24 protein-coding genes are annotated in these 18,336 nt (G+C 69.5%); 11 read left to right on the forward strand and 13 right to left on the reverse strand.

Features of this window, described 5'->3' with window-relative positions:
• Positions 1-70: 70 nt before the first annotated feature.
• The 4 genes from ACFWP7_RS11535 to ACFWP7_RS11550 all read right to left on the reverse strand — a co-directional run bounded on the left by ACFWP7_RS11535 (position 71) and on the right by ACFWP7_RS11550 (position 2,277).
• On the reverse strand, positions 71-736 hold the full coding sequence (locus ACFWP7_RS11535; protein WP_384379870.1) for a TetR/AcrR family transcriptional regulator: 666 nt from the start codon (positions 734-736) through the stop codon (positions 71-73).
• 105 nt (positions 737-841) lie between these two features.
• Positions 842-1,345, reverse strand: a complete 504-nt coding sequence (locus tag ACFWP7_RS11540) for a thiol-disulfide oxidoreductase DCC family protein (RefSeq protein WP_384379721.1) — start codon at positions 1,343-1,345, stop codon at positions 842-844.
• Positions 1,346-1,350: 5 nt separating this feature from the next.
• Positions 1,351-1,758 (reverse strand): hypothetical protein, encoded by a 408-nt coding sequence (locus ACFWP7_RS11545; RefSeq protein WP_384379724.1) that lies wholly within the window; start codon positions 1,756-1,758, stop codon positions 1,351-1,353.
• Positions 1,759-1,866: 108 nt separating this feature from the next.
• Positions 1,867-2,277, reverse strand: coding sequence for a VOC family protein (locus tag ACFWP7_RS11550; protein WP_384379727.1), 411 nt, complete (start codon positions 2,275-2,277; stop codon positions 1,867-1,869).
• A 134-nt stretch (positions 2,278-2,411) separates the two neighbouring features.
• On the opposite strand from ACFWP7_RS11550, the gene ACFWP7_RS11555 reads away from it, so the two are divergent.
• Positions 2,412-3,047, forward strand: a complete 636-nt coding sequence (locus tag ACFWP7_RS11555) for a Uma2 family endonuclease (protein WP_384379730.1) — start codon at positions 2,412-2,414, stop codon at positions 3,045-3,047.
• Between the two features lie 49 nt (positions 3,048-3,096).
• Here the strand turns inward: ACFWP7_RS11555 and ACFWP7_RS11560 are convergent, their stop codons facing one another.
• Positions 3,097-3,402 (reverse strand): hypothetical protein, encoded by a 306-nt coding sequence (locus tag ACFWP7_RS11560; protein ID WP_384379733.1) that lies wholly within the window; start codon positions 3,400-3,402, stop codon positions 3,097-3,099.
• Here ACFWP7_RS11560 and ACFWP7_RS11565 point away from each other — a divergent pair.
• Positions 3,401-3,682, forward strand: a complete 282-nt coding sequence (locus ACFWP7_RS11565) for an ATP-binding protein (protein ID WP_384379736.1) — start codon at positions 3,401-3,403, stop codon at positions 3,680-3,682. The two genes, ACFWP7_RS11560 and ACFWP7_RS11565, sit on opposite strands and share 2 nt — an antisense overlap.
• Before the next feature lie 182 nt (positions 3,683-3,864).
• Here ACFWP7_RS11565 and ACFWP7_RS11570 read toward each other — a convergent pair whose 3' ends face one another.
• The gene (locus ACFWP7_RS11570) at positions 3,865-4,167 is read right to left on the reverse strand and encodes a hypothetical protein (protein WP_384379739.1); all 303 of its coding nucleotides are present in this window, start codon (positions 4,165-4,167) and stop codon (positions 3,865-3,867) included.
• Positions 4,142-4,546: an FG-GAP repeat domain-containing protein gene (locus ACFWP7_RS11575; protein WP_384379742.1), complete on the reverse strand. Its 405-nt coding sequence runs from the start codon at positions 4,544-4,546 to the stop codon at positions 4,142-4,144. Before ACFWP7_RS11575 ends, ACFWP7_RS11570 begins: the two co-directional genes overlap by 26 nt.
• Positions 4,547-4,859: 313 nt before the next feature.
• On the opposite strand from ACFWP7_RS11575, the gene ACFWP7_RS11580 reads away from it, so the two are divergent.
• The 3 genes from ACFWP7_RS11580 to ACFWP7_RS11590 all read left to right on the forward strand — a co-directional run bounded on the left by ACFWP7_RS11580 (position 4,860) and on the right by ACFWP7_RS11590 (position 6,350).
• Positions 4,860-5,372 (forward strand): TM2 domain-containing protein, encoded by a 513-nt coding sequence (locus tag ACFWP7_RS11580; RefSeq protein WP_384379745.1) that lies wholly within the window; start codon positions 4,860-4,862, stop codon positions 5,370-5,372.
• Positions 5,365-5,784: a DUF2752 domain-containing protein gene (locus tag ACFWP7_RS11585; RefSeq protein ID WP_384379748.1), complete on the forward strand. Its 420-nt coding sequence runs from the start codon at positions 5,365-5,367 to the stop codon at positions 5,782-5,784. The genes ACFWP7_RS11580 and ACFWP7_RS11585 overlap by 8 nt, the downstream gene beginning before the upstream one ends.
• Before the next feature lie 302 nt (positions 5,785-6,086).
• Positions 6,087-6,350, forward strand: coding sequence for a TM2 domain-containing protein (locus ACFWP7_RS11590; protein ID WP_384379751.1), 264 nt, complete (start codon positions 6,087-6,089; stop codon positions 6,348-6,350).
• Positions 6,351-6,497: 147 nt separating this feature from the next.
• Here the strand turns inward: ACFWP7_RS11590 and ACFWP7_RS11595 are convergent, their stop codons facing one another.
• From ACFWP7_RS11595 to ACFWP7_RS11620, 6 genes are all read right to left on the reverse strand, one after another.
• The gene (locus tag ACFWP7_RS11595; protein ID WP_384379754.1) at positions 6,498-7,106 is read right to left on the reverse strand and encodes a Uma2 family endonuclease; all 609 of its coding nucleotides are present in this window, start codon (positions 7,104-7,106) and stop codon (positions 6,498-6,500) included.
• Between the two features lie 163 nt (positions 7,107-7,269).
• Positions 7,270-8,049 carry a succinate dehydrogenase iron-sulfur subunit gene (locus ACFWP7_RS11600; RefSeq protein WP_384379757.1) on the reverse strand — a complete coding sequence of 260 codons (780 nt, stop codon included), beginning with the start codon at positions 8,047-8,049 and terminating at the stop codon, positions 7,270-7,272.
• Complete coding sequence (sdhA, locus tag ACFWP7_RS11605) at positions 8,049-9,803, reverse strand: succinate dehydrogenase flavoprotein subunit (RefSeq protein ID WP_384379760.1); 1,755 nt, start codon at positions 9,801-9,803, stop codon at positions 8,049-8,051. The genes ACFWP7_RS11600 and sdhA overlap by 1 nt, the downstream gene beginning before the upstream one ends.
• A gap of 23 nt (positions 9,804-9,826) precedes the next feature.
• Positions 9,827-10,318: a succinate dehydrogenase hydrophobic membrane anchor subunit gene (locus ACFWP7_RS11610; protein ID WP_384379763.1), complete on the reverse strand. Its 492-nt coding sequence runs from the start codon at positions 10,316-10,318 to the stop codon at positions 9,827-9,829.
• A gap of 5 nt (positions 10,319-10,323) precedes the next feature.
• The gene (gene sdhC, locus ACFWP7_RS11615) at positions 10,324-10,704 is read right to left on the reverse strand and encodes a succinate dehydrogenase, cytochrome b556 subunit (protein WP_384379766.1); all 381 of its coding nucleotides are present in this window, start codon (positions 10,702-10,704) and stop codon (positions 10,324-10,326) included.
• A 167-nt stretch (positions 10,705-10,871) separates the two neighbouring features.
• Positions 10,872-11,501 (reverse strand): 2-oxo-4-hydroxy-4-carboxy-5-ureidoimidazoline decarboxylase, encoded by a 630-nt coding sequence (locus ACFWP7_RS11620; protein WP_384379873.1) that lies wholly within the window; start codon positions 11,499-11,501, stop codon positions 10,872-10,874.
• A gap of 506 nt (positions 11,502-12,007) precedes the next feature.
• Between ACFWP7_RS11620 and ACFWP7_RS11625 the strand changes: the two genes are divergently transcribed.
• The 6 genes from ACFWP7_RS11625 (at position 12,008) to ACFWP7_RS11650 (ending at position 18,093) form a co-directional block, all read left to right on the forward strand.
• Complete coding sequence (locus tag ACFWP7_RS11625; protein ID WP_384379769.1) at positions 12,008-13,654, forward strand: glycoside hydrolase family 20 protein; 1,647 nt, start codon at positions 12,008-12,010, stop codon at positions 13,652-13,654.
• Between the two features lie 134 nt (positions 13,655-13,788).
• Positions 13,789-14,292, forward strand: a complete 504-nt coding sequence (locus tag ACFWP7_RS11630) for a hypothetical protein (RefSeq protein ID WP_384379772.1) — start codon at positions 13,789-13,791, stop codon at positions 14,290-14,292.
• Between the two features lie 113 nt (positions 14,293-14,405).
• Positions 14,406-15,071, forward strand: a complete 666-nt coding sequence (locus ACFWP7_RS11635) for a hypothetical protein (protein WP_384379877.1) — start codon at positions 14,406-14,408, stop codon at positions 15,069-15,071.
• Positions 15,072-15,370: 299 nt separating this feature from the next.
• Positions 15,371-15,751: a hypothetical protein gene (locus ACFWP7_RS11640; protein ID WP_384379774.1), complete on the forward strand. Its 381-nt coding sequence runs from the start codon at positions 15,371-15,373 to the stop codon at positions 15,749-15,751.
• A gap of 387 nt (positions 15,752-16,138) precedes the next feature.
• A complete protein-coding gene (locus ACFWP7_RS11645; RefSeq protein WP_384379777.1) occupies positions 16,139-16,801 on the forward strand; it encodes an RNA polymerase sigma factor in 663 nt (220 codons plus the stop codon).
• 83 nt (positions 16,802-16,884) lie between these two features.
• A complete protein-coding gene (locus tag ACFWP7_RS11650; RefSeq protein ID WP_384379780.1) occupies positions 16,885-18,093 on the forward strand; it encodes a hypothetical protein in 1,209 nt (402 codons plus the stop codon).
• Positions 18,094-18,336 lie beyond the last annotated feature (243 nt).

The following is an 18,336-nucleotide window of genomic DNA, read 5'->3' on the forward strand; positions in this document are numbered from 1 at the left end:
CGGCACCCGGTTGGTTGGGGGGGGGGGGGTTTTCGCCGCATGCTTAAACACCCCACCACCCCCCCGCCCCTCAGTGCTTCTTCGCGGGGTCGGGCAGCGCCCTCGTCATCCCCGGCAGGAAGTCCGTGAACAGCTCGTGCACCTCGTGGACGAGGGGCCGCAGGATACGGAAGCGGGCCAGGGAGACGCCGCGCGCGGTGAGGCGGGCGCCGCGCTCGGCGAGCCGGTAGCTGCGTTCACGCCCCTCGGTCCGGTCGAAGACCCAGTACAGGACGAGCCCCATCTGGGAGAGCCACATCAACTCCGGCAGGGCGTCGCGGAGTTCCGCCGGCACCTTGGTCTTCGCCCCGGACAGCACCTCACGGTGGACGCTGATGGCCTCCTCGCGCGCGTGCTCCGACTCGGGGGAGAAGGGGCTGAGCGGGCTGTCCGGGTCGGCGGCGTTCTTGAAGAACTGCACCGCGAACTCGTGGTAGGGCGTCGCGATGTCCAGCCACGCCCTCAGCACCCCGCCCAGCCGGGCCTCCAGATCGGTCTCCCGGTCCAGGACATCCCGGGCCGCCGCCCGGTGCTCGGCCGCGATCCGGTCGTAGAAGCCCTGGATCAGGTGCTCCTTGCCGGCGAAGTAGTAATAGGCGTTGCCGACGGAGACCCCGGCCTCCTGGGCGATGGCCCGCATGGTCGTCTTGTCGTAGCCCCGTTCCACGAACAGCCGCATCGCGGTCTCCAGGATCAGGGCGCGGGTCTGCTCGCTCTTGGCGAGGCCCTTTTCAGGACCTTTCTCCGGTGGGAGCGCTTTGTCGGAGCCGGGGCTGTCTGTCGGTGCGGGCACGGTAGGAGCCTAACGAGTGGAGCAGGTGCCGCTGTCGCAGCCGGGAGGGTTGTACGTCCAGCCCGCCTGGGGGTGGTACGCCCATCCGTCGCCCCCGCCCCCGTAGTAAAGGCTCCCGCCCGTCTTGTGGCCGGCTCGCCACTTGGCGGCGGCGAGCATCGCGCCCTTCGCGAGACGCGCACCCGCCGGGGTGCTCAGCCGATGGGCGAGCGCCCGCTGCTCACGCAGCGCCCAGAGGCAGACGACCCAGGCGGCGGACCCCCGGTAGACCTGCCCGCCGTCCCCCACGACGGTGATCTCTTCGAGGGTGGCCCGGTGGTCGAGCGAGGGGAACGCGCCCCGGGCCTCCTCGGACCCGGCCGGCACGAACCGGAGCGGCACCAGTTGCGGCTGCTTGCCCAGCCAGTCGCGCACGAAGGAGCAGAGCGAGCACCGGGCGTCGTACAGGACGGTGAGCCCGAGGACCGGGACGCGCGCGGCGTCCCGGTCCCGGGTGGCTGGAATGCCGGCCATCGGGCTCACGCCCCGGCCGGCGGAGCGATCCAGTCCGTCGGCGTGACGGGCGGGAGCTGCTCCCGCTCCATGACGCCCCGGCGCCGGATCTTGTTAAGCACGTACACGTTCCCGAGGTGCATGACCCCGAGCACGAGCAGCACCACACCGAGCTTGGTCGACAGGGCCTCGAAGATCCCGCGGGCGTCGGCGATCTCGTCGTCCCCGTTCAGATAGAGCGCGACGAAGCCCAGGTTGACCAGGTAGAAGCCCACCACCAGCAGGTGGTTGACGGCATCGGCGAGCTTCTCGTTCCCATGCAGTACGTCGCCCAGGAAGATCCGCCCGTTCTTGCTCAGCGTGCGCGCCACCCAGATGGTCAGCGCGATGCTGACCAGCAGGTAGATGACGTACGAGACGACCGTGAGATCCATGTCCCCACCCCTCCATGCTTTCTTGAACGCGTTCAAAAACGCTGTCGAGAAAGAATGTAGACCTGCTTTTGAACATGTTCAAGTCGGGGTGGGGCGGGCGGAGGGGGGTCAGGCCTGTCGGCTGAGCTCGGGGCGCTTGCTGTAGTCCGTGAGGCCGACGACGTTGCCCCAGGGGTCGGCGATCTCGACGGTCCATCCGGTCGCGCCGGGGAAGGGGGCGTCGAGGGTCTCGACGCCCGCCGCGACCAGCATCCCGGCCACGGCCCGCGCGTCCCGTACCTCCAGCCACACCCGCACCGAGGCCCAGACCGGCGCCCGCCGACTCAGCTCCTCGTCCAGCCGCAGCAACAGTCCTGGCGTCTCTTTCCCCACCTTCAGCAGGGCGATCCCGGCCTCGTCGAGCCGGAACGCGACCGGAAACCCGGCCCGCTCGTAGAAACTCACGGCCTCATCGAGGTTCCCGACGGGCAGAAGCACGTTGTCGAACCCGAGCAGTTCGTACGACTCATCATCTGACATGACGTCAGATTAGGTGGGTGCGCCTCGGGGGCCTCGGGGGCTGACCGTGGGGGTCACCCGATGGGGGGAGGCGGGTGACATTCCCCCTGGGTACGCTGAATCGACAGGCGAGACTCCGTCGTATGGGAGCAACCATGAGCGCCGCATCCGGGGACGGGCTCGACGACGAGCCGCCGTACCGCTGGCCGATCCCGCCCCCCGAGGGCTGGACCGCGGACGACCTCGACCGGATCCCGGGTCTCCCGCCCCACACAGAGTTGATCGACGGGAGTCTCGTATTCGTGAGTCCGCAGACCGCCTTCCGCGGACGCTGCATGCGCCTGCTGGAGAACAGTCTTCTGGAGCAGGCCCCGGACCATCTTGATGTCATGCGGGAGATGACCATCAAACTGGACGCCAGGAACCGTCCGGAGCCCGACGTTCTGGTCTTCCCCGTGGAAGCAAACACCGGCCCGCGCCAGACCTGGTACCGCCCCGAGGACATCGTCCTCGCCGTGGAGGTCGTCTCCACCGAGTCCCGCGCACGTGATCGCGAGGTCAAGCCCCGCAAATACGCCGCGGCCGGCTTCCGGCACTTCTGGCGAGTGGAGGAAGACGAGGACAAGGGCCTCCCCGTCGTCTACGTCTACGAACTCGACCCGGCCACCAAGTCCTACGCACTCACCGGAATCTTCCACGACCGACTCAAGCTCACCGTCCCGTTCGAGGTCGAGATCGACCTGACGGCGATCAACCGCCGCCGCGGCGGTTCGGCGGGAACTCGGGACTGACCGGGCGCGGGGGGAGTTCGCGGGTGCCGCGAACTCCCCCCGCGTGCTTTCACCCGATGGCGATACGGGCCAGCCACAGGACGGACGGAGCGATGACCTGCGTTCCGGACGTGGGGACCACGCTGGTCCTGCTTCCCGGATAGGACGCCACGGATCCGTCGGATCGTATGGCCCACATGTCGGGGATCAGGTCGCCGTTGGTGTCGGGCGTGCCCATCAGAAACGGCATGTCGCTCCTGGACCAGCCCGTCGCGCTGTACTCGGCATCCAGCCCGCCCGAAGAGTTGGCCGCGGATGCCAGCGAGTTCACATCGACTCCGCCACCGCTCGCGGCGAGGCCCTTGCGGAGCAGCATGCCGGGCATCGGCCGCGCCCCCGCACGGGTCGCACTCTCCCGGTACCGCGTACGCGACCTATTCCTCGACCGCGTTGAGCTCGTCGCCTCCGAGCTGGTCACCAACTCCCTTGCCTGTACGAGGGATCCCGTCGCCGTCAGGCTCGTGCGCGTCGGCGGACGGTTACGGCCCAGCGTGTGGGACAGCAGCCCGTTTACGCCCCGCGAGACCCCGGGGCCGGGCCTCGACGCCGAGAGCGGGTGCGGGCTCCGGCTCCTGCGGGCCTGTGCCGACGAGTGAGGGCACTACCTTCTCGTCAACGGGCGTCGCCGGGAGCGGCGGGATGGAGGGTGTGGGCGGAGTGGCGTGCCCCGTACGCGTAAGGCGACCTTCACAAGGAGAGACTGGGTCGGGCAGGTGACTCGCACGCGCCGCGACCGGTGGTCGGCGACCACCATCGCCACGGCGCGCGTACGGGACGGCTACTGCGGGAAGTCCGCCCGCAGCTCCGGCTCCGTGGCGGCGCCGGTCGTGATGCCGGTCGGGCCGGCCGGCAGCAGGACGCTCGGGGTGTCGCTGTCCGAGATGAGGAGGTCCGCGTCGCCGTCGCGGTCGAGGTCGCGGAGGCGGACGTACAGGCCGAACATGGAGTACTGGCCGGCGCTGCCCGGGACGCCCGCGGACGTGCGGGTGAACCACTGGGAGGCTGCGCCGGTCAGTCCCTTCTTGCCGCCGCGCAGGACGTGCACGCCACCCGCGTCACGCGCCTGCCGCGACCTTGCCACTCACCTTCTCGCTGTGGTCGCCGACGGCGAGGTCGGCGTATCCGTCGCGGTTGAAGTCGGCGTTCGCGAGGGAATGGCCGAAGCCGTCGCCGTACCCTCCCGCGTCACCGGCCGTACCGGGAATGCCCGCGCTGTTCTGGGTGAACGTCTTCACCTTCGTGCCAGGGCCCGCCGCGGTCCCGTACGTCACGGTGACCGATCCGCTGTCACCGACCGCGTAGTCGTGGTAGCCGTCGCCGTTGAAGTCGTCCGCGTGCTTGGCGGGGGTGGCGGCGGTCGCGGTGCCCGTCGTGACAGTGAGCAGGCCGGCGGTCAGCGAGGCGGCCGCAGCCGTCGCGAGGACGAGGTGACGGGTTCTGCGTGGGGCGTTTCCTGTCAACTGCGTGCGTCTCCTGCGGTGCGCGGGGCCTTTAGGCGGTCCGCAGCGAACTGGGGCACCCGTCCGTCCGGGTCAGGACAGGCACGGCTGGGGCGGGCGTACACGGAAGACGTGCGGTGGGACGTAAGGGTTGTATGCAGACCCCCAGGTTTTCTGGAGTACGCCGGCCGGGCCCGGTACTCCGGATGCTCTTCGGGGGAGCCGACTTCTCTCCCGGCCACCCGCTCCTGCAATATGACCGGCAGTCCTGTTCGGTCATTTGGCCTTCAGGCCTGTCCAGCGGCCCGCGCACCGAGATGCAGGAGTGAACACCTTGACCGAGCAGCCCCAGCCACCCCAGCAGCCGCAGCAGCCCCCGGACCAGCCGCCCGGTTACGGCTATCCGAACCCCGGGGCCGTCCCGCCCGGCGGGCCGAACCCGTACGGGCCCGGCCCGGCGGGTGCCTATCCGCCGCCCGGTGACTATCAGCAGCCGGGGGGCTATCAGCAGCCGGGCCCGTACGGCTATCCGCAACAGGGCTACCCGCAGCAGGGCTACCCGATGGGTGCCGTGCCGCCCGGCATGTACACGGGCGACCCCAACGCCCCGTACGGCTATGACCCTTACGGCCGGCCGTACTCCGACAAGTCGAAGATCGTCGCGGGGATTCTCCAGCTCACCCTCGGAACCCTCGGCATCGGGCGCTTCTACATCGGCAACGTCGGCATCGGGATCGCCCAGCTCCTCACCTGCGGTGGTCTGGGCATCTGGGCCCTGATCGACGGGATCCTCCTGCTCACGAGCAACACCGGCACGGACTCCCAGGGGCGGATCCTGCGTGGCTGAGCCCCACGCCGGGCGAGGTGCCGGGCCGGCGACTGTCCTGCGGCACGCGGCGACGGCACCCCTCGCGGTGTTCGTCGCCGGGGTCGCGGGCGCCGGCTATCTCTACGGCACCAATCCGCACGAGCCGGGTCACCTGCTGCCCCAGTGCCCGTTCCGCTACCTCACCGGGCTGCTCTGCCCGGCCTGCGGCGGCACCCGCATGGTGTACGACCTGATGCACGGCCAGTTCTCGGCGGCCTGGCACGACAACAGGGTGCTCCTGCTGGCCTCCCCGTTCGCCCTCGCGCTGCTGGGGCGGTGGTTTTTGGAAGGGGTACGCGGGCGCCGTTGGCGGCCCACCCTCAGTCCCCGGGCCCAGGCGATGGTGTTGGTGGTGGCCGTCGCGTGGACCGTGGTCCGCAACGTCGCCTGAGCCGGGCAACGCGCGCCGGGGACAGCCGTGGTGAGGCGATAGCCCTCACAACTGCCCGTCAGCCACGGCCCCACACGCAATTTTGGCCAGATTTTGATCACGGATATGGAACGATCCAGGGTGATCGACCGTTCTTCGTCCCACTGTCCCTCTTGATCTCTCTATGCTTCCCGGGTCACAGGGGGGATGGCGCAGCACGTTGTACGCCATCGCAGTAGGCGTCATTTGTCATGGGTTCCCTCCTGGATTCCCCCGGAGCATTCCGCTTCGGTCTTTCATCAGTCATCCCAGGAGCAACTTCCATGTCTGTCCCCACCCCTGAAGCACCGTTCGGCGTCGACCACCAGGGCCGCCCGCTCTCCGACAAGTCCAAGATCACCGCGGGCCTTCTCCAGCTCTTCCTCGGTGGCTTCGGTATCGGCCGCTTCTACGTCGGTTCCACGGGTGTGGCCATCGCCCAGCTCCTCACCTGCGGTGGCCTGGGCATATGGGCGCTGATCGACGCGATCCTCTTCTTCACGAGCAACGACCGCACGGACAAGCAGGGTCGCGTCCTGCGCGGCTGATGCCGACCGGACGTACGACGAGAGCCCTGTCTCCAGCTCGGGAGGCGGGGCTCCGTACGTCTGGCCCTCGGGGCTCAGATCGCCGCCTCGACGGCGCGTGGCATGGGGGTCGGCAGCCGGGTCGAGGTGTTCTTCTTCCTGGAACGCTCAACCGCCCTTCGGCTGCCCGGCCCTGAGGATCTCCGCCACGTCGAGCGTGACCTTGGCGCCGATGGAGTCGGGGAGGGTGACGAGTTCGCCGGGGGCGTGGATGCGGTGGGTCGCGTACTCGTCTCCGGCAGGGTCGGTCAGAACGTGGAGGCGCTGGTGTTTGCGGTCGACGATCACGTAGACCGGGATCTTCGCCTGGGCGTAAGCGGTGACCTTGGTGCGGAGATCGGCCTTCCAGTTGCTGGACGTGACCTCCAGGACGAGGCGGAAGACCACGGGGTCGTACGAGTTGTTCTCAACGAGGTGCTCTTCGATGTCGGCTTCGACAATGCAGAGATCGGGGATCGCGTAGTCCTCGGGACCGTCCGGCAGCCAGACGCCGATGGCTTGGTGCACCTCGGTCTCGTCCTCGTCGAGACCAGCGGCCTCGAAGGGACGAGTCACCCATTTCAGAGCCCTCGCGTGAGCGACGTCGGGGGACGGTGTCACGAGGATCTGGCCTCCGATGATCTCGACCCGGAGGCCCGGGAGGCGATCCATGATGCGGTTCGCCTCCGCGATCAGCGACCGGTCGCCATGCGGCTGCTCGACGGGTGCTGCGGACATCAGGTGCCTCCCGTGGGCTGTTGTCGAGAGCATCATCGTAGGCCGGACAGCCCTCAGGGGTCCTGACCGAGACCCATCACCCGATCGTGGCCGGGTACGCGTGAGGGCCCCGTTCCCGAGGAAACAAGGAAACGGGGCCCTCACGGACATACAGAAGACGGGGTCAGAACCGCCGAGTGATCAGCGCCCGCTTGACCTCCTGGATCGCCTTCGTGACCTCGATCCCCCGAGGGCAGGCGTCCGTGCAGTTGAACGTGGTGCGGCAGCGCCACACACCGTCCTTGTCGTTGAGGATCTCGAGGCGCTGCTCGCCCGCCTCGTCACGTGAGTCGAAGATGAAGCGGTGGGCGTTGACGATGGCAGCCGGGCCGAAGTACTGGCCGTCGTTCCAGAAGACCGGGCAGGACGACGTGCACGCCGCGCAGAGGATGCACTTCGTGGTGTCGTCGAAGCGCTCGCGGTCCTCCGCCGACTGGAGACGCTCCCGCGTCGGCTCGTTGGTGTCCTTCGTGATCAGGAAGGGCATCACGTCGCGGTACGCCTGGAAGAACGGGTCCATGTCGACGATCAGGTCCTTGAGGACCGTGAGGCCCTTGATGGGCTCGACCGTGATCGGCTTGGCGGGGTTGAGGTCCTTGATCAGCGTCTTGCAGGCAAGGCGGTTCTTGCCGTTGATCCGCATGGCGTCCGAGCCGCAGATGCCGTGCGCGCAGGAGCGACGGAAGGTGAGCGTTCCGTCCTGGTCCCACTTGATCTTGTGGAGGGCGTCGAGGACGCGCTCCTTCGGGTCGATCTCCAGCTGGAAGTCTTCCCAGACCGCCTCGGCCGAGACCTCGGAGTTGAAGCGGCGGATGCGGAACGTGGCGGTGATGTACGGGGAGTCGGCGAAGCCTGCTTCAGGCTTGTCGGCCGCGTCCGCCTTGTCCAGGGTCGGGGTTGCCATCAGTACTTACGCTCCATCGGCTGGTAGCGGGTCTGGACGACCGGCTTGTAGTCGAGACGGATGGACTCGGTGCCGTCGTCGCCGACCTCGCGGTACGCCATGGTGTGGCGCATGAAGTTGACGTCGTCGCGGTTCGGGTAGTCCTCGCGGTAGTGACCGCCGCGGGACTCCTTGCGCGCCAGCGCGGACGTCGCCATGACCTCGGCCAGGTCGAGCAGGTTGCCCAGCTCGATGGCCTCCAGGAGGTCCGTGTTGAAGCGGCGGCCCTTGTCCTGGATCGAGACGTTCAGGTAGCGCTCGCGCAGCTCCGCGATCTTCTCGACCGCCGTCTTGATCGTCTGCTCGGTGCGGAACACCATCACGTTGGCGTCCATGCACTCCTGCAGTTCGTTGCGCAGGACCGCGACCCGCTCCGTGCCCGTGGAGTTGCGCAGGTGCTCGACCTGCGACACGACCTGGGAGGCCGGGTCCTCGGGCAGCTCGACGTAGTCGGCCTTCACCGAGTACTCGGCGGCGGCGATACCCGCGCGCTTCCCGAACACGTTGATGTCGAGGAGCGAGTTCGTGCCCAGGCGGTTCGCGCCGTGGACCGACACACACGCGACCTCGCCGGCCGCGTACAGGCCCGGGACGACCGTGGTGTTGTCGCTCAGCACCTCACCCTGGACGTTCGTCGGGATGCCGCCCATCGCGTAGTGCGCGGTGGGCTGGATCGGGATCGGGTCCGTGTACGGCTCGATACCCAGGTACGTACGGGCGAACTCGGTGATGTCCGGGAGCTTGGCGTCCAACTGCTCCGGCGGAAGGTGGGTGAGGTCCAGGTAGACGTGGTCGCCCGCGGGACCGCAGCCACGGCCCTCACGGATCTCCGTGTAGATGGACCGGGACACGACGTCTCGCGACGCCAGGTCCTTCATCACCGGCGCGTACTTCTCCATGAAGCGCTCGCCGTCCTTGTTGCGGAGGATGCCGCCCTCACCACGGGCGCCCTCCGTCAGCAGGATGCCCATGCGCCAGATGCCGGTCGGGTGGAACTGGAAGAACTCCATGTCCTCCAGCGGCAGCCCGCGACGGTAGACCGCGGCCTGGCCGTCACCGGTCAGCGTGTGCGCGTTGGACGTCACCTTGAAGAACTTGCCGGTGCCGCCGGACGCGTAGATCACCGCCTTCGCCTGGAAGACGTGGATCTCGCCGGTCGCGAGTTCGTACGCGACGACGCCCGCGGACCGCTTCACACCGTCGATCTCGACGATCAGCTGGTCCAGGACGTAGAACTCGTTGTAGAACTCCACGCCCTCCTTGACGCAGTTCTGGTACAGCGTCTGGAGGATCATGTGACCGGTGCGGTCAGCCGCGTAGCAGGAGCGGCGCACCGGCGCCTCACCGTGGTTACGGCTGTGACCGCCGAAGCGGCGCTGGTCGATCGTCCCGTCGGGCGTCCGGTTGAAGGGAAGGCCCATCTTCTCCAGGTCGAGGACCGAGTCGATGGCCTCCTTCGCCAGGATCTCGGCGGCGTCCTGGTCGACCAGGTAGTCACCGCCCTTGACCGTGTCGAAGGTGTGCCACTCCCAGTTGTCCTCCTCCACGTTGGCGAGCGCGGCGGCCATGCCGCCCTGCGCGGCGCCCGTGTGGGAGCGGGTGGGGTAGAGCTTGGTCAGCACGGCGGTGCGGCTGCGCTTCGTCGACTCGATGGCGGCGCGCATACCGGCGCCGCCGGCGCCGACGATGACGGTGTCGTACTTGTGGATCTTCATGAGTGGTTGCCTCAGCCCCGTGCCTAGCGGATGTTCGGGTCGAAGGTGAAGATCACCAGCGTGCCCAGCAGAATCGTGAACACCGTGGCGGTGTACAGCAGGCCCTTCAGCCACAGGCGCGTGTTCGCGCGCTCCGCGTAGTCGTTGATGACCGTACGCAGGCCGTTGGAGCCGTGCAGCATCGCGAGCCACAGCATCGCGAGGTCCCAGGCCTGCCACCACGGGGACGCCCAGCGGCCGGCCACGAAGGCGAAGCCGATCTTGGAGACGCCGCCGTCGAGGACGAGCTGGATGAGCAGGTGGCCGAGGACCAGGACGACCAGGACGATGCCGGACAGGCGCATGAAGAGCCAGCCGTACATCTCGAAGTTGCCACGGGTCGACTTCGGGGTCTTCCTGGTCCGCTGGCGTGGGGCCTCGATGAGCGGCGCCGGGTTGTCGACGCTGTACGTCGAGAACTCGTCCGCGCCTTCGACGGGGCCGATGCCGGATGCGGCGGTTTCGGTGGTGGACATCTGTGTCAGCTCCCGAAGACTTCGCGGAATGCGTGACCGAGGACGGGGTAAAGGGCCCCCGCCATCAGCACGACCCAGATACCGACGACGGACCAGAGCATCTGCTTCTGGTAGCGCGGGCCCTTCGACCAGAAGTCGACGGCGATGACACGCAGACCGTTGAGCGCGTGGAAGAGGATGGCGGCGACGAGGCCGTACTCCAGCAGCGCGACGAGCGGCGTCTTGTACGTGGCTACGACCTTGTCGTAGTCCTCGGGGGATACACGGACGAGAGCGGTGTCCAGCACGTGTACGAACAGGAAGAAGAAGATGAGGACGCCGGTGACTCGATGAGCCACCCAGGACCACATTCCTTCCCGGCCGCGGTACAGCGTTCCAGCCGGCACGGAAAAACCCTCCGGGAGCGGGGATTGGGGCCGCGCCGGCTTGGGTGTCGGACGGGCCCGGCCGGGTACGGTCCACCGGCCCCGGCCATCGTAGCGACGACTTGTCGGAACGCTTACAGCGGCCCCGCTGGTGTGATCAAACAGGCAGCCAAACAAGCTCGTACGGGCTATAGGGATGCCTGGAATCCACGTATTTCGACAGTTCCACCCACGCTGTCTCCTTCGCTCCTGCCTTCGCCCGTTTCGAAGGTATGCGCAAGGCGTGCGAGCCGACCCCGGGCGAGGCGTCTGAGCTCCTCGGCCGCGAGGACGCGCTCCTCCTCGGGGTCGTGGGCGAGGCGGGAGCGGATTCCGGCGAGCACCTCGTCGAGTGCCTCCGCCGGGGCGAGGTCGTCGAGGCAGATGACGAACACATGCCCGAACCGGCTCTCGTACGCGGCGTGCGCGGCGCTCAGTGCGGTGTGGGCGGCGGAGTACGCGCCGTCCGGGAGCAGTGTGAGCGACTCCCCGGCCAACGCCTCGGCGAGGTCGGCGGGCGTCAGGTCGTACGCCGCCTCGTCGGCCGCGGCGAGCAGCGAGTCCAGGTCCGGGTAGGGCCGGTGCTCGGTGAGGCGGTGGGCCCAGCGCAGGCTGCGGCAGCACAGGAGAAGGGCGCGCTCGACGGTCTCGGCGGGCGCGGAGTTGAACCCCTTCAGGCGGGCCGGGGACGGCGCCGCGCTCTTCTGCTCGGGGAGGCGGGGGAGACGGTGCGGCGGCAGCGGGGGTCCTCGGCGGTGGTGTTTCGCGTGACGTCCGATGGGGATCACGCGTGATTCGGCAGGGGAAAGAGTGGGGGTTGTGATGCTCACGCTATCGAGGAGTGTCAGGAGCTGTCCGACGGATGCCCGAATTTCACCCGGACGGGAGTGTTTCGGAACGTGTGATGGACGGTGTGGAGGGGGATGGGGGCCTAGGTTCACTGAGGGATGGATGTACGGACCTGGATGTGCGACCTCGGCGGCGAAGTGAGCGGCGTGATGCGGATCGTGATGGGGATCGTGACGGGGAACGGGTGTGCGGGTGCGGGTGCGGGTGGGAATGCTCTTTCGCCCCCTCCGCCCCTACCCGTCCCTTGTTCCTGGGGCTCCGCCCCAGACCCCGCTCCTCAAACGCCGGAGAGGCTGGATTTTTGGCCCGTCCGGCGTTTGAGGACGAGCGCGTCCAGCGCGACACGGAGGTCTGGGGGCAGCGCCCCGAGGTACGGGACGGGTAGGGGCGGAGGGGGCGAAAAACTCCCGGCCGTCACCGCGGGGAGCGTGGCGCCATGAGCACCGGCCGGCGCCGCGCGCCGGGGCGGCGGATGCAGTGGGCCGTTATCGCGGGCGGCGGTGTAGTCGTCGCCGGGGCCGCCGCGCTCACCGTCGCGTTCTGGCCCGCCGGCGACAGCGGGGAACCGGCGGGAGCGCGGGTGCCGTCGAGCGGTACGCCGGTGACCGCGTCGAGCACCGCACCGACGCCCACCAGCCCCGCCCCCTCGCCGACCCGGACGTACCCCCTGTCCCAGACCCCCCGCACCATCCCCGCCGTCCGCGAACACACCCCTGCCAGAGGCCCCGGCTGGCGCCCTGCCACCGGCGCCCGGGTGGTCGTCGCCGACAGTGAACTCGCCGACGAGGGGCGGCTGCTCGCCGGCGAGCTCAAGCTGTCGTACGCGGGGGAGACCGAACCCCGTTCCGGGGACGTCGAGTTGGGCCTCGACGACACGACCTCGGGCGTCGAGTCGTACACCCTGACCGTCAAGAGCGGCCGGGTCACGATCACCGCTCCCGGCGACGCGGGTGTCTTCTACGGCACGCGCACGCTCAAGCAGGAGGTGCACGGCGGCGGCACGGCGCCCGAGGGCGTCGTACGGGACCGGCCCGCGAAGCCGCAGCGCGGGTTCATGCTGGACATCGCGCGCAAGCACTTCACGGCGGACTGGATCGAGGACCGGGTCCGGGAGCTGGGCGACCTGAAGTTCAACCAGCTCGGCCTGCACTTCTCCGACGACCAGGGCTTCCGCATCGAGTCCGACACGCACCCGGAGATCGTGTCGAAGCAGCACCTCAGCAAGGCGCAGGTCCGCGAGATCCTCGACCTGGCCGCGAGCCGGCACATCACCGTCGTCCCCGAGATCGACTCACCCGGCCACCTGGGCGCGGTGCTCGCCGCACACCCCGAACTCCAGTTGCGCAACGCGCAGGGCGTCGCCTCGCAGGGCTCGATCGACATCTCCCAGCAGGCGTCCGCCGACCTGGTCGACGAGCTGCTGAACGAGTACGCCGATCTCTTCCCCGGCGCCTACTGGCACCTCGGCGGCGACGAGTACCGGGCGCTGATGGTCGCCAACCCCGCCGCCTCCTACCCGCAGTTGGTCACCGCCGCCGTGAACACCTATGGCTCGGGCGCGGGCATCGCCGACCTCGCGACCGGCTGGCTCAACGACCGTGCCGAGGTGCTGCACGGCCACGACCGGACGCTGCGGGCCTGGAACGACGGGTTCTTTCCCGGGGGTCAGGTGCAGGCCGACAGCGATCTGCAGGTGGCGTACTGGACGGGCAAGGAGATCGGTGCACGCAAGCCCGTCGAATACCTCGACGCGGGACGCGAGTTGATCAACTACAACGACGAGTACCTCTATTACGTCCTCGGCCAGCCGCAGACCTTCGTCTACCCGACCGGGCAGCGCATCTACGAGCAGTGGACCCCGCTCGTCGTACGCGGCACGACCGCGGTCCCCGCGAAGTACGACGGGCAGATCCTCGGCGGCAGCTTCGCGGTGTGGTGCGATCTCGCGGGCTCGCAGACCCAGGACCAGGTGGCGGCGGGGGTCAGGATGCCGTTGCGCGCCACCGTCCAGAAGTTGTGGGATTCCGGTGAACCCGCGCTGTCCTGGACGGCCTTCAGGGAACTGGCGGACCGGCTGGGCTGAAGGACCCGAACTGAGCCCCGGGCCCCTACCGGTCGGCGTACGACCTAGGGGCGGATTGCCCGATTGGGTAGCCAACTCCCGTATGTCTGTGGTGTATTCGGCCCGAGCCGAACCGAGAGACCGGGGGGACCGGAATGGGCTACTGGGGGTACTACGTCGTCGGTAGAAGTGAGCGGTCGCTCGCGGAGCTGGACGCGCTGGCGGGGGCGCCGGGCATGGTCCTGCGGGCCACGGCGCCCGACGGCTGGCAGGTGTGGGAGTACCCGAGCGGCGACGGGGACGTCGGCAGCATGAACACGCTCGCCCGGGAGACCGGGGCGCCCGCGCTGTTCGGGTACGTCATGGACAGCGACTGTGTGGTCGTCGAGGCGGCCGCGCCGGAGAGCGGTGCGTGGACGACGTGTCTCGCGCGGCCCGCGATGGCCCGGTACCTGGGGGACAGCGAGGAGGGGCTCGGCGTCGACGACTACTTCCTGGAGCCGGCCGACGCCGCCGAACGCGCCGTCGCCTGGGCCGCGGAGGCCGGCCACGCGGTGGTCGCGCAACCGCTTCTCGACGTATTGACCGCGGACCCTGACCCGTTGGCCGAAAACCTGCTATTCCGGTTCCTGGACCGACTTGGCGTCGTGCCTTTGTGAGCTCCTGTGACACTCCCGGCCTGTCGCACGCAGTAAGGGGAAGTGCGGGCTCCGTGAGAAACAGGCGCCCTGCTGCGGTGTTCGAGGAGTTCGAGGAGTTCGAGGGAGTCACGATGAGCCTGGTGGAACTGATCGCTCAGGCCGATGAGCGTGGGCTGGCGGCGAGCGGGCTGGCTTGTTTGGATCGGTGCGTTCCCCTGCTGGGTGGCGACGATGACGACGTTCTGCGGCCCCTGTGGACGAGCCTGGTGGACGGGGACGCGTGGGGGGAGCGGCTCGCCAAGGCGCGGGCGGATCTGGGGGAGCTGGGCGAGCTGGAGGGTTCGGAGGACCTCGACCTCGGCCTCGACCTCGGGGCGCGGGCCGGCTCCGGCTCCTACTCCGGCTCCGGCTCCAACCCCGGCACCGACTCCGGCACCTCGCCCGACCACCAAGCCGCCCTCCTCGCCCGTCACATGCTCGCCACCGTTCCGGTCGAGCATTCCGCCGCCGCCCTGCGGACATGGGCGGACGACTGTTCCGTGGCGGCCCTGCAGATCCACGGACTCCTCGATATCGCCGCCGCCGACACGTCCTCGTCCTCGGTCGCGGCCCGGCGAGAGGGCCGTACGGACGGCATGTCCCCGCTCGTCGCCGCCGAACTGCGGCGCCAGATCGCCATCCTGGAACTGCTCGCGGACCGCGGCGAGGGCGGCCTGCGGCTGGTCCTGGGACAGTCGACGGAGGGACGGCGGGTGCTCCGGGCGGTGGTGTCGCGGCGGGCGCGGGGGCGGACGTAGGCCGTGCTGCGCCGGTGCCTTGTCCGGGTACGGCGCCGCCCGCGTCGTACGGCCGCCAAATGCTCCGCCGGTACCTCGCCCTCCTAGCGCCAACACCCCCCATCCTCCGGCGCCTCCGCGTCGTACGGGCAACGGTCCCACCCCAACACCGCCAGCCCTTCTGCCCCTTCGGGTCATAAACCTCCGGCCTGCGAGAGTCCTGTGTTTGTCCTGTGGGTGCCGTGGGGCGATATCGGGCCGGTGTCGGGGAGTGCTCGGATCGGGGTGACGAATCTTGGGCGGAGGGCGCTCTTTCGAGTGTGGACGCAACTCGAGCAACCCGGCCCCAAGCTGCGACGAAGCCCATCCGGTGGGCGGCGGACGCGGTCGCGACGATGCGTGAGGGCGCCCGGCTGCGCCTGGACTACTCCGCGCAGAGTCTGTGGCGCGTCGACCGGCTGATCGAGGAGATACGGCAGGAGGGAGCGCCCTACGCCGCCGTCGAGACGGTGTTGCGCGGCTTCGGGGCGTACGCCGGTGAGGTCGTCGCCCGGAGCACGGGCGCGGAGTGGTGGGTGACGGGCGGCGACCACTGGATCCGTACGCCTGACGGGCGGTTGTGGGACCCGATCGACGAGGCCCGCCGCTGCTACGCGGGCGACGGTTCGCTGCGGTTGCTGTGCCGGGAGGCCACACGGTGAGCTTCGACCCGACCGGACCCGGCTTCGCGAGGTCCAGGGGGGCGGCAGAACCCGCCCTTGCCGATGGCAACGGCCGAGGCCGCCACCCCCCACAGGAGAGGCCCCGGCCGTCGCGCGGCACGGGCCGCGCGGCGGCCCGTACTCCCTACAGCGCCAACGCTGCGTTTTGTGTCACACCTCGCACCGTTACCGTGTAGTTGCGTGTTGTACGAACATGGACGGGGAGCGGTTTCACGCCGTAACGTGCCATTCGCGCCGAGGTGTGGAGAGGGGACAACCGCACTTATGAGGGGCCTTGAGACCGCAACCATCGATTGAGCAACCACGACGGCGAGTACCCGGTCCGCGAAAGCGGCGCCGGCTTAGGCGCAAAGAGGGGCGCGCGCGGTGCTGGGGGACGACGCGGAGCTGACTGCCGCGGTGCTTGCGGCACAGGACGGGGACGAGACCGCGTTCCGGACTGTGTACCGCGCGGTGCACCCGCGGTTGCTCGGATACATACGGACGCTGGTCGGCGACCCGGACGCGGAAGACGTCACGTCCGAGGCCTGGTTGCAGATCGCCCGTGACCTGGAGCGGTTCAGCGGTGACGCCGACCGCTTCCGCGGCTGGGCCGCCCGTATCGCCCGTAACCGCGCGCTCGACCACATACGGATGCGCGGGCGCCGCCCCGCGATAGGCGGCGACGAGACCGAACTGACCGGCAAGGCGGGCGAGTCCGACACCGCGGGCGAGGCCATCGAGTCCCTGGCCACCGACAGAACGCTTTCGCTCATCGCCCAACTCCCGCAGGATCAGGCGGAGGCCGTCGTACTGCGCGTCGTCGTCGGCCTCGACGCCAAGACCGCGGCCGAGACCCTCGGCAAGCGTCCCGGTGCGGTGCGTACAGCGGCGCACCGCGGTCTGAAACGGCTCGCGGAGCTGCTCGGCGACGATCCGGAATCCGTCGGGGCACTCGGCGTCGTACCCCCACAAAGAGAACCGCGCACACGTGCGGTGACGTCCGCCGGTGTGACGCATACGCGGTCGCGGACGCAGAAGGACATGTGATGGCCGACGAGCGCTGTGTCTTCCCGGGAGAAAACCCACGGCCCCCCGGCCGGTGGCTGGACCGCGACGCCGCGGAGCGCCTGATGCGCGGAGAACCCCTGGAAGCCGTCGACGCCCACGACCGGAACCAGGTGGACCGGCTCGCCCGGGCGCTCGCCGCGCTGGTCCCGGGCCCCGCGCTCGGCAACGACGAACTCCCCGGCGAGGCTTCCGCGTTGGCCGCGTTCCGCAAAGTGCGCGCGGATGTGGACGGTGAGGTGGAGCAGCCGGCCCCGCGCGGTCGTACGCGCTCCGCCTCCCGCATCACCACCGCGTACTCCTCCGACGCCGGTCTCATCCGTCTGGGACGTCCGGACCTCGGTGGTCGCCGGGTCCGTTGGGGTCGTCCCACGCGCCTCGGTCTTGCCGCGGCGCTGGCCGCCGGGATGATCGGCGGGGTCGCCGTCGCGACCGGAACCGGAATGCTGCCGACTCCGTTCGGTGACGACAAACCCGGTCCTACCGCCTCGGTCACGGCCGCGGCCACACCGGAGCGGCCGCTCGTCCCGCCGTCACCCGAGGGCTCGGGGGGCGGTGGTTTCCCGGCCGGTACACCTGACGGAGCCACGAGCGGTTCGTCCGTCGGCGGCTCCTCGCAGAAGGAGGCCGGCGGACGTGTGTCGGACGGGCAGCAGGGCCCGGACGGGGCGGGGGAGCAGGGCCGCTCCCGCGAGTGGTGGAGCCGGACACGCTCGTCGTGCCGTGACGTCCTCGACGGCAGGGAACTGGACGCCGGCCGTAGGCGGGTTCTGGAGGACGCCGCGGGAGGCTCCGGCCAGGGCCGGTTGAAGAAGTACTGCAACGAAGTCCTGGACCGGGCGGGCACCGGCGCCGACGACAGCGGGAAGAACGCCGGGGACGAGGACTCCAAGGACTCGGACGGGAGTTCGGACGCGACCTGGGAAACCCGCTCCGACCAGGGCTTCGGTCAGGACTCGGACGGGGGCTCCGCCCCGGGAGACGGGAGTGACGACGACGGCAACCACATACTCCCGCTGCTCCCGCTACTGCCGAGCGGCAACGACAGCGGTAGCGACGACAGCGACGGGGGTCGTGGCGGGGACGGCCGTGGCCACCAGCACGGCAAGGACGAGGACGACCGCGGTAACGGCCGCCGTGGCAACGATGTCCTCGGCAGCGGCGGAACCCTCACCCTGACGCCTTCACCCTCCCCTTCACCGTCACCTTCGGCCTCCCCTTCACCCTCACCGTCACCCTCGGCCTCGGTCCTGAACCTCGCCGAAACATCCTGACCTGCGGGTTCGTGTTCCGCCGACTTTCCACCCGCCCCTGGTGTGACATTTTCAGCCGCGGTGGCGCAGTAGTGGGTGAGCCGACTGGTCATCGGCCCTCGCACCGAGCCAGGGTTCCCCCCGTACCCATGGCTCGGTGCACCTCGGCGGGGGGGGGGGGGCGGGGCCCCCCGCCGCCCCCCCGCCGCCCCCCCCCCCCCGCACCCCCGCGCCCCCCCACCCCCCCCCCGAGAGCGCCAAGAA

Source organism: Streptomyces sp. NPDC058470, from assembly GCF_042721055.1.
In the GTDB taxonomy this organism is placed as follows: Bacteria; Actinomycetota; Actinomycetes; order Streptomycetales; family Streptomycetaceae; genus Streptomyces.